Below are 18,407 nucleotides of genomic sequence, written 5' to 3'. Positions count from 1 at the left end.
TGTGTCACTAATTTTTCGCCGCAATAATCGGATTCAATCGCAATGGCGACAATATAAGGGGAGTCGGGTTAAAGGTCAACCGAACCAGGTAAGACTCTGCCATTTGTTAACAGGAGAATTCCGGAAACGACAAAGATTAAATGGGATTTTGGGCAAAAAAAACCACCAGGAGCTTACGCCTCTGGTGGTTACCCGAACTTGGGATCGTGTTATTTCCTACGGCGGAGAAGACCGAGGCCGGTCAATCCCAAACCGAAGAGGGCCATCGTGGCCGGTTCCGGAACGGCGGTCGGACGGTAATCAACCATCAAAGCCGCATGATAAATCCACAGTCTCATTTCTCCGGCACGAATGTTAGCTGTGAGCGGACTATTATTCCAGAAATCGGCTACAGTAACATTTGTCAGATCGTAGGTGCTATTGTCATCACCCCACCGGTTAAGCGGGTTCCAGTCCAATGTCTCCTGAATCCTGACATAGTTATTGCTCGCATCTACTTTCGCAGCATCGATCCACAACTTGGCTCTTAAGACCCGGCCCGGCGGAACACGAAGATCCGAGGGGAGCGAATGTCCCCAAGTTAACTCGTGCTGCAGCGTGGGATCGGTCCCGAACCTATACCCGGCGGTTATGCCGCTGGGGGTATTGTCGAAGAAATCGACATAGGAAGAGTACATGTAACGGTGGCTATCCTCCTGAAACAACCAATCGTTGTAGATATGCTCAACCATCATAGGGGTGGCCCAGATTTTTGCCGGCACGGCCACCACGACGAAGCAAAGCAACAGTTTTAGAATGGTTTTACGCATAACTCCACACGTTAATATATTAATAGTGCCAATTAGAAAGCAATTCTTGTGCCGCAATATTAATGCGTTGAAAGACAAGTATATAACGGACAGGAAAGGGATTTTTGATCGCGAAATATGAGTAACCTGATAGCAATTTGCTGCAATCTGATGCATATTCTTGTCACAATTATTCAGCGCTGGAGGAGTCCGAAACCAGGCCATATTCCCACTTAAGTATTCCCCCCTCAAGGTTTCTGACATATTCATAGCCGGAGTCTTTCAGAATTTTGGCCGCAATGCCGCTGCGGCGACCGCTGCGACAATAGAGAATAATAGTGTCGCTTTTATCAAGATTATACTTCCCCTGTTGAATATCGCTAAGGGGCAGCAGCTCAGCCCCGGCGATATGCCCACCGGTAAATTCGGAGGGCTGGCGGACATCAATTAGCCTGAACTGCGATTTGGAATCAATCATGCTTTTCAGTTGAACAGGAGCGATATTTGGTGATTCTCTTTTCGCAAAGAAGGCATATATGGCAAGGGCAATTATAACTGCGATTATTGCCACAAATCCGAAATTGATCCGTCTGCCTGCCATAATCAAAATTCCAGGTTTTATTTTTCTTGTCCCATCAGATTCTATTCAGTCTCCAAAGGCTGAAATTCAAGATGGAGGCGAAACTCACCCATAATATATAAGGAATAAGAAGGATTCCGGCAGGGACAGATATTTTGAAAAATTGAATCATGGTCACCAGAATCATTATCCAGAGTATTACAATCTCGATAAAGGCCGGGAATATTTGTTTCCAGCCGAAGAATATCCAGCTCCATAGGGCATTAAGAATTAATTGAACGACAAACAGGATCAGAGCGGTGGTCACACCGGGCGTATCCAATCCCTTATTCCAGACTAAGAAGGCGGCGATACCCATAAGGAAATAAAGGGTAATCCAGACCGGGGCGAAAATCCAGTTGGGGGGATTGAATGATGGTCTATTCAGAGTGGCATACCAGGTAGGGATTGAATTGACATTCGGTATAGAGCCGATCGCTCCGGCCAGCTGGCAGATTACGACACAGAGAATCAGTTTGGCAATATCTGAAAGAGTTATGCTCACAAATACTAATACGTTTTCAAATTTATTTCAATAACACGGCCAGGGCGATGGAATTGACAATATCCTGAACCGATTGGATTTCGTATTCGGTGGCCACGGGAACCTTCCCGCCAAAAATCACCCCGGCCGACTCAGCTTTGGCATAGAGCGATAGGGCCTTGAATATCCCATCAGCCGTCTCCAAAGTGGGTCCGATAAAAATGTCCGGGTCGCCGGCCACGGGGGAATTTTTTATCCCCTTATGCTGCGCCACCTCGGCGCTGATAGCGCAGTCAAAAGAGAGCGGGCCATCGATAACACAATTCTTTATCTGTCCCCGGTCGGCCATCTTGGCAATGACAGCTTCCGCCATAGTGACCGGCATGGCGGGCGAAACTGCCTCCACCGCCGCCAGAAGCGCCACTTTCGGCAGAGCCACACCCAGTTTCCGGGCGACGGTCACCGTATTTTGCACTATTGAGATGGATTGGGTAATTTCGAGTGGCTGCACCATAAGGCCGTCGGCGACAAAAAGCATTTTATGGTATCCGGGAACGATCAGAAGAGTAACATGAGTAGCCTGAGTCCCTCTAAAAATAAAACCGGAGGAATCCTTGTTTGCCGCTGATACAAAATCCGAGATGGCGTTGTTACAGACGAGTAGAATATCCAGCTTGCCTGAGTTGGCAAGAGCAAGGGCATCGGCAATCGGATCCGTGCTTTCAATAATGCCGAAATCGTCGGGGTTGAGTTTTGCCACTCGCGCGATATCTTCAATATCTCTCTTCTTGCCGAGGAATTGCGGAAAGACAAGTCCCCCTTTCCCGGCCCTGACTGCGGCTTCCAAAACCTTCTGCTGGATGGGAGAAATAATGCCAAGCTGGAGAGGATTACCGGATCCCGCTTTTTCACGGGCGGCGGTCTGAATATCGGTAAATGATTTGCAGGCGTTCATTGGACAACTCCGTACCCCGATTTCTGATAGTAGTCGGCGATAAGGCAGGCAAGGGAGACCGAGGCTTTTTTATTCTTGATGGTATCAGTGCGTGAGACCAGGCTCACCGGGACTTTCGCGCCGACAATGACCCCGGCAAATACCGCCCCGGCAAAATTGATCAGAGCCTTGGCTATAATATTGCATTCTTCGATAGAGGCGGAAATGAGAATATCGGTATCGCCGCCTCGGCCGGCGGCTCGGTCGAAAGTAAGAGGGCCTTTCAGTTCGAGATCGGGCATATGAAGCTCTCTGGCGCGGCCAAGAAAAGCTTTAGTATCATTATCGTTTACTCCCGAGACCGCCACACGGATATGGTTCAGTTTCAGCGCCCGGGATATGAGGATGGCATTTTCCATAATCTGCAGCTTCTGCTCCAAATCCGGTTTGACCACCATGCCGCCATCGCTCATGGAAAGGAGCTTGCCGTAACCGGGAATATCGAGCACCGCGACATGTGAAAGGGTGTTCTTAGTGCGGAGGTTGAAATCTTTGGAGAGGACCGTTTTCAGAAGGGTCGAGGTTGAGACAAATCCTTTCATGATAACATCGGCCTTTCCCTCGGCGGCCATTCTTACGGCGGCATATGCGGCCTTATTGACATCTTGTTCGGCAACTATTGTCATTCGGGAAATATCGATATTGCCGTCCGCGGCCATTTTTTCAATCAGCGTCTTATCACCGAACAGGGTGGCATCGAGAATCCCCTCGGCCTCTGCCGATGACAGCGCGCCGAGAACATCAACATCCTGTGCCGCGGCCACGGCCACCATTTTTCTTTTGCCTCCGGCCGAGAGTTTTGCCCCCGAGGATATGATCTCATCCGAAGAACTTATGAAGTCATAAGGATAGGCCATAATTTACCTGTCAATAATCTTTGGGAACCTCTTTTTTCTCGATCACGCGCAGGGCGCCGGCCGCCAGAGCCTCCATCTCGAACTCGCCCGGCACGACAATTACCTCACCCAGGAAAGAAATATATTCTTTCAGAATATCCACCAATCTTTTTGAATTGGCCATTCCGCCGGTAAGGATGATAGCATCAAGTTTACCCTTCAGCACGACAGTGCAGGCGCCGATCTCCTTGGCAATCTGGTAGGCCATGGCCCGGAAATAGAGCTCGGCCTTTTTGTCGCCGGAATCGATCATTTTCTCGACTTCGCGCAGATCGGACTGCCCGATATAGGCAAGCAGTCCCGCTTTGCGCGAAAGCTTATCGATCAACTCTTTCTCGGTGTACTTACCGGAGAAGGCCAGTTTGACCAGAGCGCCGATCGGCAGGGCACCGGCGCGGTCGGGCGAATACGGCCCCATGCCCAGAAGAGCATCGTTGACATCGACAATTTTCCCTTTTTCCACCGCCGCTACCGATATGCCGCCCCCCATATGCACCGCCACGAAATTGCACTGCTCGAGACTGCGGTCAATCTTCGCCGCGTGACGCCGACAGATTTCTTTGATATTGAGGGCATGCGAACGGCATTTGCGCTCAATCTCGGGAATCCCCGAGACCCGCGCCATGTCGGTGAAATTATCGACCGTTACCGGATCGACAATGACCGCCGGCACTTTATATCGTCGGCCGAGATGGTCGGCGATAATGGCACCCAGATTGGAGGCATGGTTGGAGTATTTCATATGATGAAGGTCATCGAGCATTTTCTCATTTATCCGGTAAGCGCCGCCCTCGAGGGGACGAAGCGGGGCGCCGCGTCCGGCCACCGCAACGACTCTTTTTTGATCAATATTCTGTGACGCCAGCCACTCATCAATATTTTTCATCCGCAGCTCGAACTGGTCGGCGACATTGTCGAAAGCAGCCAGTTGCTCCGAGGAATGGGTAACATTGGTCTCGGCTGATTTCTCCTTCGCGCGGAAGAGGGCCATTTTGGTGGAAGTAGAACCGGGGTTGATAACAATGATTATTTCTTCCATTGCTTTTTCCTCAGGCCGTTCCTTTATTGACCGAACCGGCCAACTGCCGTCCGCGGGCAAAGGCCTGAAGGTTCATTTCGATAAATTTCTCTTTGACCCTCTGACGAATAACCTCCTGCCAGAGCGATTCGGCGAATTCCAGGTCGGTGGAAAGGCTGCCAAGAAGGATGGTATTGACCAGCCGGACATCGCCCAGGTCTCTGGCGATATCTTCGGCTTCAAGCACCAGCAGGCGGTGGACTTTTTTCCGGAGCTCCGCAACCGGATCATCAGGGTAATGGAATTTTCCGCCGGTGGCAATGGGCGGCACCAGACGGGTAATAGCCGTAACCAGAAACCCCTCTTTTTTCATCCAGTCGATAGCCCGCAGCGCCTCGGCCACCTCAAAGGAAATCAGGATATCGGCCTGACCGTACGGGATAATCGGCGAGTAGACTTTCGGGCCGAATTTGATATGCGAACTCACTACTCCCCCGCGCTGCGACATACCATGCACCTCGGATTTTTTCACATCATAACCGCCATTCATGGCCGTCTCGGAGAGAAGCTCCGATGCCAGAAGGACTCCCTGACCGCCGACACCGACGATAAGAATGTTGGTTGTAATGTTTTCCATGACCACCTCACTTGTCCGGGGTTTTATCGGGTATCGGGACTATCGCTTCCGGCCTGCAAACCTGCGCGCAGAGTGTACAGCCGGTGCAGAGAACGGCATCAATGATCGCTTTGGGGCGACCATGTTTGGTCATCTCGGTTGAGGGTGAAATGGCCGGGCAGCCGATCCGGAAACAGGCGCTGCAGCCGTTGCAGTCCTCGGGTATCACCATGTACGGCCGATCAAGAATCCGCTTGGGCATGAGAACACAGGGGCGGTTGGTGATAATGACCGAAGGGCCGGGGCGTCTGATTTCATCTTCGAGCGCCCGTATCATGCCATTATAATCATAGGGATCAATTTCACGCACCGAATCCACCCCGAGCGCCCGGGCCAACTGGGCCAGATTGACCGATTTGGTTTCCTCACCCATCAGGGTATGTCCGGTGGAGGGATGCTGCTGGCCGCCGGTCATGGCGGTGATGCGATTATCCAGAATGACAACGGTGATGTCGCTCTTGTTATAGACGGCATCAAGCAAGCCGGTGATTCCGGAGTGAAGGAAAGTGGAATCGCCGATAACCGCCACCACCCCTTTTTTGTAGCCATCGACTTTATCAATGCCGATGGCATTGCCGATAGAGGCACCCATGCAAATACAGGAGTCGAGATATTCCAGCGGGGGAAGCACGCCGAGGGTATAGCAGCCGATATCTCCGGTGACGGCCACGCCGAGTTTGCGCAGCGCCATATAGGCGCCACGATGGGGGCAGCCGGGGCAGAGAATTGGCGGACGCGGGAAAAGAGTCTCCGGTTCGATTTCGGCGCCAGCGACCGATTTGAGAAGGCCGGCCTCTTTAAGACCCAGAGCAACCTTATAGGGTGAAAGTTCGCCCTGCCGCGAGAAGTACTTCTTCCCTTCTATCTTTATCCCGGCGGCCTTGATAATCTCTTCGTAGTACGGTTCCAGTTCCTCGATAATCAAATTGACCTTATGGGCCGCAACAAATTTACTTATTTTTTCGATTGGCAGTGGGAAACCAAAGCCGATTTTGAGATAATCGGCATCGGGGAGGTTATCCTTGGCGTACTGGTAGGCAATACCGCCGGTGATGATGCCGATTTCGGAGCCGTTGTTTTCGACTTTATTGAGTTCGGTTGATTCGGAAAAGAGGTGGAGTTTCTCGAGGCGCTGCTCGACCACCACGTGGCGTTTCTTGGCGTTGGCGGGGATCATCACATATTTCTGCATATCCCGCTTGAAACCTGATTCGGGGAGCACTACCGGCTCGTATTCCTCGACAATCGCCTTGGAGTGTGAAATGCGGGTGGTCATCCGAAGCATCACCGGCGTGTCGAACATCTCCGAGATTTCGAACGCCCGGCGGACAAAATCTTTCGATTCCTGGCTGTCGGAGGGTTCCAGAAACGGTATCTGGGCGAATTTGGCGAAGAAACGGTTATCCTGCTCGTTTTGAGAGGAGTGCATTTCGGGGTCATCGGCCGAGACCACCACAAAGCCGGCGTTGACTCCGGTGTAAGCGAAAGTCATAAACGGGTCGGCGGCGACATTAAGGCCGACATGTTTCATGGTCACCAGAGCGCGGCCGCCCCCCAATGAGGCGCCGATACCGACCTCGAAAGCCACTTTTTCGTTGGGCGACCACTGGGAGTAGATGGAGCGGTATTCCTCGGCTATGGTTTCGAGGATTTCGGTGGAGGGTGTGCCGGGGTAACCGACGCCGAGTTTAACCCCGGCCTCGAATGCGCCCCGCGCCACCGCCTCATTTCCGGAAAGTAATCTTTTCATATAAAGGCTCGATTATAAGTGCATTTCAGTGGGGTAATTATAGCGAATTTCGCCATAATTGGCAATCTTTCTGTGAATGTTTTCACAAGGGAGAATAGCGAAATATTTAATTCCTTTGTCCTTGACACGCCGGTTAGCATCCTTTAATTGAGTAACGTGGTCGAGTTATTAATTGGAATCAGTCAAGAATAGAGAACATGAAAAAGCCGGGTCATCTTCAATTGGGTCAGCAAGTTTATCCTTATAAGAAGGAATATCCATCATTACTTACCGCCTATATTACCCAGGCGAATGAGGCTATACGTGCCAACAAACATCACGACCACAGGCGCGCATTATTCATAGACTTTCTGCGAAAGGCATACGACGTTGACCCCACAGAAATCGAAATTGAGGAAAAAATTAAGGTTGCCGCCGTTAGAGGCTATATCGATGCCTTATATAAGTATCTGATTTTCGAGTTTAAGACAAATTTGGAAGGCGAACTAAAAGCGGCGGAATTGGAACTGCAGAAGTATTTTGAATCGCAAGTAGCACCCGGAGAGTACTTGGCTGTCGTGACAGACGGGTTGAATTTCATTCTCTATCAATACGAACATGAGAATGTTACAGCTATTTCCCGGTTCGTGCTTAGCGAATCAGATGTTATTGCTTCATTTAGAGTTTTTGACGATCTCCTTTTTGCCTCAAGGAAGACGACGCCGAAATCGATTGACATAACAACAAGATTCGGACCAAACAGTGCTGTTTTCAATAAGGCGCGGGGCATATTAGAGGAACTATATCAACATGTCAGTCTCAATCCCAGCGTCAAAGTGAAGTTCACCGAATGGAACAGTCTTCTCTCGAAAGTTTATGGCGAGCCAGTTGGCGATTTAAGGCTATTTCTTAAACATACTTATTTGACGATGTTTTCCCGCCTGCTCGTTTTGAATGCTCTTTTCCCAGATACCAAGAAATCCGCAAACTTGTACAAGGGTCTATTGACAGGTGATTTTTTCGCCAAACACAATTTGCTTAACATGGCCGAGCGCGATTTCTTCAGTTGGGCTCTTGACACTGAAATCGAGGATCACTTTGTTGGCCTTTTGGCCAAGGTGGACAAATACCTTTCTCCGTTCAAGCTGGATAATATTGATGAAGACATATTGAAAGAAATATATCAGGAACTTGTGGATCCTGAAAGCAGGCACTCGCTGGGCGAATATTATACACCAGACTGGATTGCAGACATTGCCTTGTCCGCATTGAAATACAGGAAAGGCACAATACTTGACCCTGCCTGCGGTTCAGGTACTTTCTTGCTGGCTGTGATAAGAAGGCTACGCAAGATGGGTCTTACGGGCGGCAAATTAGTGAATAAGACTCTGGAATCCGTTCTTGGAATAGATGTGCATCCGCTGGCCGTAATAATGACGAAGGCAAATTTGCTGCTTGGCCTCGCAAAGGAAATTAGGAAGCTTGGGGCTGATGTCTACCTGCCTGTCTATATGTCTGATTCTTTGATGACGAGCGAGAATAAGAAGACTAGGGCAGTTGCAATAGAGGTTGCAAACGGCGATGGCTTTGCCATACCTGTTTCCATTATTGGGAAAAAGCTGAATGCAGATGCCATGATAGATGATTTGTGCTTATCCTGTAGAAAAGCGGCAACGGACGACAAAGACAGAGATGCGGCGCTCAAAGGATTCCTGAAGCGCTATAGGGATAATATTTCTGAATCGGATGAATGGCTTTGGAGAAAGAACTTCAATTTACTGATGAATTTAATTAGCGATAATAGGGACACCATATGGGCATTTATTCTTAAGAATGCTTATCGCCCGGCATTTATCCGACTCAGGAAGGTTGATTACGTTGTGGGCAATCCTCCATGGCTGGCTTACAGATACATTAAGGACATAAACTATAAGAAGAGAGTTAAGCAGCTTACATTAGAATACAAACTCCTTAACCCGGAAGACGGTAAGCTGTTTACTCAGATGGATACAAGCACCTTGTTTTTTGTTCATTCCGAAAGAGAATTCCTGAAGAAAAATGGAAAAATCGCTTTTGTCCTCCCGAAAACAGTGATATTACCGGCCAAGCAGCATCGCAATTTTCAGGAAAAGGGTTTTTCTGAGGTGCACGATTTTACAGGCGTTACGCCTTTATTTAACGTTAGATCCGTGCTGATTATCAAAGACCCAAATTCGGTCGTGATCAATAATATCCCAACAACTTTATATAATGGCGTCCTGCCATTGAAAAATATGCGTTGGGATTCGGCTAAGAAAATTATCACGAGAAGAAAGACAGAGCAAACTCTGCTGATTGCCGGCACAGCAGTCTCTTATTATTATCCGCTATTTTTGCAGGGCGCGACCATCGTGCCGCGATGCTTCTGGTTTGTACAAAAAGATAAGGACGCCGCGATGCACAAAGAGCATCTGTATCTGGAAACCGGCGAAGAAGCTATGAAGGAATCCAAAGAACAGTGGAAGATGAAGATATCAGGAAAGGTCGAAAAGCGCTTCATCTTTCAAACCGTCCTGGCCAAAGGGATTATGCCATTTGCAGTAAGCCGCGTGGAACCCTTATTCCTCCCTTTAATAAGACAGAAGCATTCCTTTTTTGTTGCTGATGCTGCAGCATTAATGGAGAATGGCTATCAATCTGCGGCCAATTGGATGGGCAAAGTGGAAGACCTTTGGAATAAATATAGGAAATCTGACGATAGATCAATGGCCGAATGGCTAAACTATAATCAAAAGCTTTCAAAGCAAGATATCGACGCGCCCTATGTTGTTCTCTACAATACTTCTGGGACCAATATATCGGCGGCCCTTTATATTAATGATGCGCATCCCAACCAACAATTCAAGTCTCATGGATTCATTGCTGACGCTAAAACCTATTATTATTATCCAAAGTCAATCGAAGAAGGATTCTATCTTGTGGCCGTGTTGAATTCAGATATCGTGAACCTCGCCATAAAGGAATATCAACCCCAAGGTTTGTACGGCGAGCGTGATATTCATCGTCGCCCTTTCGAGGTATGCAATATATCGCGTTTTGATCCTTCGAATAAGGTTCATACGCAATTATCCGAACTTGGCGCAAAGAGTCACGATGAAATAAAACCATTTATCCCCAACTTGCAAGGCAGCCTAGGGCGAGTGCGGGCTGAAGTCCGAAAAATCCTTGCTGCCAACATGTCTAAGATTAACAAACTAGTCGAGAAATTGCTTGCAGAATCAGGCCAGGACGCGGATGTTCTTTTATCCAAGAGCAGATTTGTAAAAAACGGTGACCTTTTCATTTAAACATTTCCATTTCAATTATAATACCCGGTTTTCTGCCTCTATTGATGCCCGACAACAATCCATTTGACACGGATTGATTTAGAACGTTTATTAAATAGGAAGAGTCTTAGAATCGATAACCTATAATTCTTTTTCGGGAGGAGACGGATTATGGAAATCAAGAAAAAACAAGGCCTCTGCCTGTCGTCCAGATGCCATCAACCACTCTTAATTGCGCTGCTGGCAATTCTCTGCCTCGGCAGTTGGGCCGCAGCCCGGGATATGCGGCAATTCGAGCAAGCTTTGCCCAGGGTCGATAAATTGACCGCCGATATTCCTCATGTTGAAGGGGCGGTTTATTATGTCGGCAAAATCGGCCTGACGGTGACCAACACCGGAACTTTCGGCAACGCTTTCATCGGCGATTTTGTCGATCCGGTCACCGGCCAGCCAGCCCCCTCCTGCACTTATCCCTATGGCAGCAATTTGGAATATCTTTTCGGCGGGGCGATATGGGTTGGCGCCGTGGTCGGAACCGACACGCTGGTTACGGTTGCGGCCGACGGCTGGCTCATAACCCGCGAGATGTGGCCCGATTCTCTGCCCGTTGGCGCCCTTATCCGCCGCTCAATCGACAATGGCGACCCGGGGGCAAAATCCCAAGAAGACATAATTGCGGTTTATACCGATACGCTGACCGACCCCGATTACGCGGTCCCGGACTTTCGCGATGGACGCCCGCATATACCGCTGGGAATCGAGATCACTCAGAAGACTTATGCCTGGGGGTATCCGCTCACCGAGGATTTTGTGATTTTCGATCTGGCTATTAAAAATATCGGGACGAATGTTTTGACCGGGACATATATCGGAATTTATGCCGATGCTGACGTCTACCGGAAAGGGAGCGCTACAGGGTGGAGTGATGATATTTGCGGTTTCAAGAAAACCGTCCCGTCCCCCCAGGGGTGCGGGTTTATCGATACGGTCAATATTGCCTGGATTGCGGATAACGACGGGAAAGAAAGCTACGATATTTGTCCGTATACTTCCCAATCGCTCACCTCGGTGACCGGCGTGAGAGTTCTTTATGCCCCCTCGGATTCACTGAAGACGGCGTTCAACTGGTGGCTGCCCAATAGCAATGCCGCTCTTGATTTTGGCCCACGGCGGGCCGGGACAACCGAGTATCCGTTCCGCGATTTTGGCAGTCTTGGCGGCCTTCTGGGAACACCGGAAGGAGACAAAAACAAGTACTATATGATGCATCATGAGGAAATTGACTATGACCAGCTATTCACCGCCGTTGACCATACCTCAGAGGGATGGCTGGCGCCTCCGTCAAATGCCGCTGGTTTTGCCGATGGGATTGATACCCGCTATCTTCTTTCTTTCGGGCCGTTTGATATATTGCCGGGGCAGACACTTCCGATAGTTTTTGCCTATGTGGGGGGAGAGAATTTCCATACCGACTGTGATGCTTTCGCCAATCTTTTCAATGCATCATCGCCTGATGCCTTTGCCGATCAGCTGGATTTCTCGGATCTGGCGTTGAATGCTTTAACGGCAGAATGGATCTACGATATTCCCGGAGTCGATACCGACAGCGACGGATACAAGGGGAAATATCGTATCTGCGGGGTAGATACTTTTTATTACAAGGGTGATGGTGTGCCCGATCTTTTTGCCGAGCCGCCGACCGATATTCCGGGCCAGCCGGGGCCGCCGGGGATTCCCAAAGGGTTTGCTTTACACCAGAACTATCCCAACCCGTTCAATGCCGCCACCGAGATTGCGTTCGAAATTCCGGCGCGGGCCAATGTGACTCTGACAATTTTCAATATCCTTGGCCAGGCGATTCGGGAAATTGAGATAGGTGAAAAGCCGGCGGGGAGCCATTCGATTATTTGGGATGGCACCGATGATTCGCACAAGCCGGCCGGCTCGGGGATTTATTTCTATAAGGTCAAGGCCGGGGAGTTTGCCAGCTCGAAGAAGATGATACTTCTTAAATGAGCGTGAATTAAGCTGTATATAGCGGGGATACCGAATTGGCCGGTATCCCCTTTTTACTATAGGGAATTTCCCATTCCTGACGATATGGATAAATATACCGGATTTTCCGGCAACAGATACCTTGTTGCCGGGGATGAATTTGGGTTGACTTGGAGGTTATGAAATCCTTATATTGGAACTCTCTCAAAAGGAAATCTTATGAAATTCGACAGCTCCATATTTAAGGCCTACGATATCCGGGGGGTGGTCCCGGAGCAGATGAATGGCGAAATAGCCTACCGTATCGGAAACGCCCTGGCCTCTTATCTTAAGCCGACCTCGATTGCGGTGGGGCGGGATATGCGGCTCTCATCAGAAGAACTCTCTGACGCTCTGGTGCGCGGCATAGTCGATTCGGGGGTTGATGTGGTTGATGTTGGACTGGTCTCAACCGATGCGCTCTATTTTGCCGTAGGGAAATTCGGGTATGACGGCGGCGTGATGATTACCGCCAGCCACAATCCGAAACAATATAACGGATTCAAAATCTGCCGACGCGAGGCGCTTCCCCTTTCCGGGCAGGAGGGGCTGGATAAGATACAACTGGCGCTGGAAAATGACATGCCATTTAAGGCCCCGCAAAGGGGGAATATTGCCCGCAAGGATATTCTCAACGATTATACCGAGCACTGCCTGTCGTTCATAGATATTTCGGTTATCAAACCGTTCCATATTGTCGCCGATGCCGGCAACGGCATGGCCGGACTGACTCTGCCATTGGTTTTCGAGAAACTCCCGGCCAAGCTCTCCCCTCTTTATTTTGAGCTGGACGGTTCTTTTCCGCATCATCCGGCATCACCGATAGAACTCGAGAATCTGGTCGACTTGCAGAAAAAGCTGGCCGCGGAAAAAGCGGATTTCGGCGTGGCTTTCGATGGCGACGCCGACCGGATGTTTCTGATCGATCGTTTCGGAAAGCAACTGGGTGGCGATATGGTGACGGCGCTGGTAGCCGACAACCTTCTCGATAAAAATCCCGGCGAGACCATCCTCTACAATTTGATTTGCTCGCGGGCGGTGCCGGAGCTGATTGCGCGCAAAGGGGGAAAAGCAATAAAGACCCGGGTGGGGCATGCTTTGATAAAACCGTTGATGAAAAAATACAATGCCATTTTCGGCGGCGAGCACTCCGGACATTTCTATTTTCGGAATAATTGGTTTGCCGATTCGGGACTGATTGCATTCCTGGTCTGCCTGGAACTGCTCAGCCGGAGCGCCAAGCCGCTGGATGAGAAAATAAAGGAAATCGATCCATATTTTCGTTCCGGGGAAATCAACAGCCGGGTTGAATCGGCCAGGGACAAAATCGAGCAGGTGGCGGCGCATTTCATCGATGGCGAGCAGGACCGGCTTGATGGCCTGACCGTCTCTTATAAGGATTTCTGGTTCAACCTCCGCCCTTCCAATACCGAACCTTTGATCAGACTTAATGTGGAAGCCGACTCAAGGAAACTATTGGATAAGAAGGTGGCGGAGATTCTGAAGATTATTCGTGCGTAGATAAGAAAATCTCCAAGATATTATAGACCCGGTCGGTTGATAAACGGCCGGGTTTTTTATTGCTGATTTTTCTTTGTACAAACCAAAGCCCCGATCCACGGGGCTTTGGCAGTGGTGTCATCCTGTAGTAACGTCAGGTCGGGCGAGGACGCTACTTCAGGAGGACCATCTTCTTGGTGGCCGAGAAGTTTCCAGCATTGGCCTTGTAGAAATATAATCCACTGGCCAGGTTGGAAGCATCCCAGTTCACCGTGACGATGCCGGCTTCGTTATGACCGGAGTATTCAGCCACCTTCTGTCCTGAGACGTTGAAGATAGCGATCGTCCAGTCGGAAGCGGTCGGCAGAGCCAGTTCGATGGTCGTAACAGGGTTGAACGGGTTAGGATAGTTCTGCGACAGACTATAATCCGACGGAATGACAACTTTCTGTTCCTGCTTGAACATAATATTGGGAGTCATCAGAGGAATGATTCCGGCCGGTATCATCTGCCCCATATGCATCCTTCTCGTATTAATATGAACCGAATAATAGGCCACATTTCCGCCCAGATTATAGAGTCCGGCGAAATAAGTGATGGCCTGACTGGCCGTGGCGCCATCATCACTGACCAGGGCGAGCTGGCTCTGGTATCCGGCCGCTATATTGAGAAGGTTGGTCAGAAGACCTCTTGCGGCACACGCCTGGTAGGAATTATCGGCAGCCAGTGTGACCATAAAGTTGAGCACATCATAGAAATCGAGCGCTTCCGGACCGGGCGCAAATGTAACATTTTCGATATGGATGGCATATCCATCGTCTCTCAAATAGAAATGCTTATAGATAGTCTGGCAGAAGGCATTGATATTAGCCATAGATATCACAGACGGCTTCTTGTCACGGATGTACTGGAGCTGAGTCTTCCACCACCAGATATCATGGATTTTGCCGGTGGCCGCATTCGTCAACTCAAAATTTACCTCGACCGGCAGACCGGCGATAGAAACCTGTGCGGACGGATCGGATAAGGGAGTAAAGCCGAGGGGTGGCTCCACTTCAACTCTATAATCGCCATCGCCAAGGGAGTCAAGAAGATAACCGCCGGCCGCATTGGTGATGGCGTGTTTGACCAACAGCTCCTCTTGGAATAGGTTGACTGTCACGCCTGCTAATCCCTGGGAATTAGCTGTTACAAGGCCATAAGCAGAACCAACCGATGGTGGCAGTTCAATTCTCTTCATAGCGATATTGTTATCTTCATTAAATTCTTCAATGGCGGCATTCGGATCGACCACGACAAAAATGGAGCGCGGCAGAGGATCGCCGACAATATAATTGACCGACAGCGGCACCGCATCGTCGGCGGACATAGATAGAATGGTCTGATCCGAGCCAATCTGATTTGATGGATTTGAAGGATCGCCATCGAAAAAGCGAACGAGAACATTGTTTACAGGATCAGAATAGGTATCACAATGTATTACGGCCGTGACGACAATGTTGTCTCCGGGGAGCGGATATGGGTTATCCCAGGAGATATCATGGAAAGTCAGACCAATATCCACTCTGGAAGTCCATACCTTTACGGTCGAGGAATCCCATGATGAAGCGCCATACGAATCAGTGACTATCAATCGGACATAACCGGAGTATTCTGCATTCCAGGTGCGCTGACAAATGGCATCGGTGCAATCGCCGAAGACGCCATCGCCGTCAAGATCCCAGGAATACCCGACAATGGAATCTCCCGCATCAAGATCATAAGACTGCAAGCCGCTGAATGTAATTGGTTCACCTATTTTGCCCGCATATGGGCCGCCCGCAACTGCGGTCGGGGGGTGGTTTTCATTGTTGCTGACTATGATCTGCTTTAGCGCCACATCGGTCATTGTCGAATCGCTGTTGTCCGCCACCCGCAGAGCCACATTGAAAGTATCACAATCTACTCCCAAAGGCAGAATATAGCCGGGATTCATTGCCGAGACGCCACTTGCATCGGGCGTGCTCCAGTCAATAGCATCGGGATCGGCCACATCGAACTTCCACAGCCATTCCATAATTCTCTTTGCGGGATTTCTGTGGTAGGATAAAGCACCATCCATCCCGAATGGCGTTCCCGGCGGGACTGAAGGCTGAGCCGTAATCACCGCTACCGGTCCCGGCTCAATGATTGAGCGGGATAGGACCAGAACGGACCACCCCGTATTGAGTTCACGGCCATATTGGACCGGATTATTGAAATTGGGCCAACCGCCATCGGCTTGCTGTGTATTTACCAGACTACGAGAGTAATAATCATACCAATCTATACCATTGATGGAATTGATTTTCTCAGTAGTGCCAGACCCATTTACTGCTATCAAACATCCTTTAGCCACTGCATAATAATTATATAAGTTGTCTATATTTCCACTGGTATTCCAATTCCGGTACAGAAAATTGAGAGCTCGGGTTACGCGCGCATCGGTCTTGGGGACTTTGGCATATGAGAGCTGACAGATTCCCGAGCCGGTCGGGCCGATCGAACTCCATGGATATGGCCAGCCATATGGCTGATAATAGAAAGCACCGTCATTGCCCCCACCGGAAGCCTGGCTATAAGCAAGCCATAATAAGAGCTCGCTCTTGACAAATGATGGTGCGGCGATACCCCAATTGCTTTCAGCCGCCTCCAAACCGATGGAAGGCCACTGGGAAGCGGAATTGTCGCTATTTCCATAATTGGCATAATAGCGCCAACCGCCGCGATAAGATCCGGTCGCGGGATCATTCTGAGCCCAAGCCAGCCAGTCGACCATATCGATAGCGATATCGCGATATGTGCGGTTGGCGACATTGGAAGCACAATTGGCCGGTGCTGTGAGATTGGGGGCGCCGCTCGCAATCGGACCGCTCCCCACGACGGCCATAAGCGCAATACCGGTTTCATAGCAACTTCGGTCGGTATTGACTCCAATTCCGATCCCATTGTGGTCCGTGTTTCCTGGAGCATCAGCTTCGGGATCACCCGCCCCCTGAATGGGAACCGAGGTTGAAATCAATGTTCTAAAAAGATAATCCAAACCCGCTTTAACATATTCAGCATAGATGTCCTTATTGTAATCATTGATTGGCAAATGATTATTGTTCTCAAATGCCAGAATTGCCGTTGCCGTTGAAGTCGCATAATAACCACCATAGCTGTACCAATATCCCGTTGGTGTCTGCTGCAAATACAGCCAGCGGAGAGCATCCTCAATGGCGGCGTTGACTTCAACTTTGTGTTCTCTGACTACAACCTCAATGACCACGGTATCCAAATCCGATTCATTATTGGCGTCGGTGACAGTGAGAACAGCCCTTTTCGGACCCATGGTAGCATAAGAATGAGTGACGGATATGTACTTGGGATTAGCGACATTTCCCGATACCGGCGCCGAACCATCGCCGAAATCCCATGAATAGGTATAGGGAGCGGTACCATCATGGACATTTCCCCAAATGGTCAATACGCGCCCCAGCCAGGCATAGGGATATACTATTGAACCCTGATTGCCGGGCATCACATTGACCCGCGGTGCCTGGCAAAATCCGGATGAAGCGCCCATGACGAGCAGAATACCGAGCGCCAACACTGTTTTAAAAATACTTTTCATTTCATCCTCTCCTTCTTTCAAATAAATGCAAATAACAAATTTCCTTACACCGCAATGAAAATTGTGCCCGACCACCTCCTCTAGTGCTCTGTTATAGGTTTCTTAAATTTCACTTCAGACAAGAACAATACTGATCGCATTATAGTCCTGATAGAAATATCAGACCTTATTCAAAAACGGGACATCTTCACCAAATAGTCTGGCTATTACTTGCGCGGCTAGTTCGGCTCAATTGTCCATACTCGAAGTGTGCTCTTATTCGGGTAGGTATTCCGGTTTTAATAGAAGATATCCGACCGCGTATGTCAAGTACTTTTTTAGAGAAATTGCCGGCATTTTGAGTACTATAGGTGGTAGCCAGTGTCTATCGGTGCCATCGTAAAATCGCCATTTCCTTCATATCAAAAACAATACGTTATTTGTATTGTAACTATCCCCACTAATAAGAGGATATTATCATGTCTGCAGATAAAGTGCAATTCATTTCATCGCCTGTTGTTCAGGCGCTTGGATTTGTTGTTCAATGTCAAATCCATTTTTGTCGCCGCCGTAGATAAAACTGCCGCCCATAAAAAAGCCAAAGCCCCGGTTCACGGGGCTTTGGCAGTGGTGTTATCCTGTAGTAACGTCAGGTCGGGCGAGGACGCTACTTCAGGAGGACCATCTTCTTGGTGGCCGAGAAGTTTCCAGCATTGGCCTTGTAGAAATATAATCCACTGGCCAGGTTGGA

General features: G+C 49.4%; 12 protein-coding genes. 3 read left to right on the top strand and 9 right to left on the bottom strand.

Features of this window, described 5'->3' with window-relative positions; all coding sequences use genetic code 11:
* Positions 1-209 precede the first annotated feature (209 nt).
* The 8 genes from NT002_11315 to iorA all read right to left on the bottom strand — a co-directional run bounded on the left by NT002_11315 (position 210) and on the right by iorA (position 7,225).
* Positions 210-809: a PEP-CTERM sorting domain-containing protein gene (locus tag NT002_11315; protein MCX6829852.1), complete on the bottom strand. Its 600-nt coding sequence runs from the start codon at positions 807-809 to the stop codon at positions 210-212.
* A gap of 169 nt (positions 810-978) precedes the next feature.
* A complete protein-coding gene (locus tag NT002_11310; protein ID MCX6829851.1) occupies positions 979-1,389 on the bottom strand; it encodes a rhodanese-like domain-containing protein in 411 nt (136 codons plus the stop codon).
* Positions 1,390-1,423: 34 nt separating this feature from the next.
* A complete protein-coding gene (locus tag NT002_11305; protein ID MCX6829850.1) occupies positions 1,424-1,906 on the bottom strand; it encodes a tryptophan-rich sensory protein in 483 nt (160 codons plus the stop codon).
* 28 nt (positions 1,907-1,934) lie between these two features.
* Positions 1,935-2,846, bottom strand: a complete 912-nt coding sequence (locus NT002_11300) for a phosphate acyltransferase (GenBank protein MCX6829849.1) — start codon at positions 2,844-2,846, stop codon at positions 1,935-1,937.
* Complete coding sequence (locus NT002_11295; GenBank protein MCX6829848.1) at positions 2,843-3,742, bottom strand: phosphate acyltransferase; 900 nt, start codon at positions 3,740-3,742, stop codon at positions 2,843-2,845. Before NT002_11295 ends, NT002_11300 begins: the two co-directional genes overlap by 4 nt.
* A gap of 10 nt (positions 3,743-3,752) precedes the next feature.
* A complete protein-coding gene (gene buk / locus NT002_11290) occupies positions 3,753-4,820 on the bottom strand; it encodes a butyrate kinase (GenBank protein MCX6829847.1) in 1,068 nt (355 codons plus the stop codon).
* A 10-nt stretch (positions 4,821-4,830) separates the two neighbouring features.
* Entirely contained in the window at positions 4,831-5,436 is a 606-nt protein-coding gene (locus tag NT002_11285) for an indolepyruvate oxidoreductase subunit beta (GenBank protein ID MCX6829846.1), read from the bottom strand.
* Between the two features lie 7 nt (positions 5,437-5,443).
* Positions 5,444-7,225 carry an indolepyruvate ferredoxin oxidoreductase subunit alpha gene (gene iorA, locus NT002_11280; GenBank protein ID MCX6829845.1) on the bottom strand — a complete coding sequence of 594 codons (1,782 nt, stop codon included), beginning with the start codon at positions 7,223-7,225 and terminating at the stop codon, positions 5,444-5,446.
* Between the two features lie 197 nt (positions 7,226-7,422).
* Here iorA and NT002_11275 point away from each other — a divergent pair, with 197 nt between their 5' ends.
* The 3 genes from NT002_11275 to manB all read left to right on the top strand — a co-directional run bounded on the left by NT002_11275 (position 7,423) and on the right by manB (position 14,064).
* A complete protein-coding gene (locus NT002_11275; GenBank protein ID MCX6829844.1) occupies positions 7,423-10,530 on the top strand; it encodes an N-6 DNA methylase in 3,108 nt (1,035 codons plus the stop codon).
* A 150-nt stretch (positions 10,531-10,680) separates the two neighbouring features.
* On the top strand, positions 10,681-12,525 hold the full coding sequence (locus NT002_11270) for a T9SS type A sorting domain-containing protein (protein ID MCX6829843.1): 1,845 nt from the start codon (positions 10,681-10,683) through the stop codon (positions 12,523-12,525).
* A gap of 198 nt (positions 12,526-12,723) precedes the next feature.
* On the top strand, positions 12,724-14,064 hold the full coding sequence (gene manB / locus NT002_11265) for a phosphomannomutase/phosphoglucomutase (GenBank protein MCX6829842.1): 1,341 nt from the start codon (positions 12,724-12,726) through the stop codon (positions 14,062-14,064).
* Positions 14,065-14,215: 151 nt separating this feature from the next.
* On the opposite strand, the gene NT002_11260 is transcribed toward manB, so the two are convergent.
* Positions 14,216-17,677 carry a PKD domain-containing protein gene (locus NT002_11260; GenBank protein ID MCX6829841.1) on the bottom strand — a complete coding sequence of 1,154 codons (3,462 nt, stop codon included), beginning with the start codon at positions 17,675-17,677 and terminating at the stop codon, positions 14,216-14,218.
* Positions 17,678-18,407: the final 730 nt, after the last annotated feature.

This window comes from Candidatus Zixiibacteriota bacterium (assembly GCA_026397505.1).
Classification (GTDB): domain Bacteria; phylum Zixibacteria; class MSB-5A5; order GN15; family PGXB01; genus JAPLUR01.
Note: the sequence above shows the minus strand (reverse complement) of the source record. Positions and strands in the feature narration are given on the sequence as shown.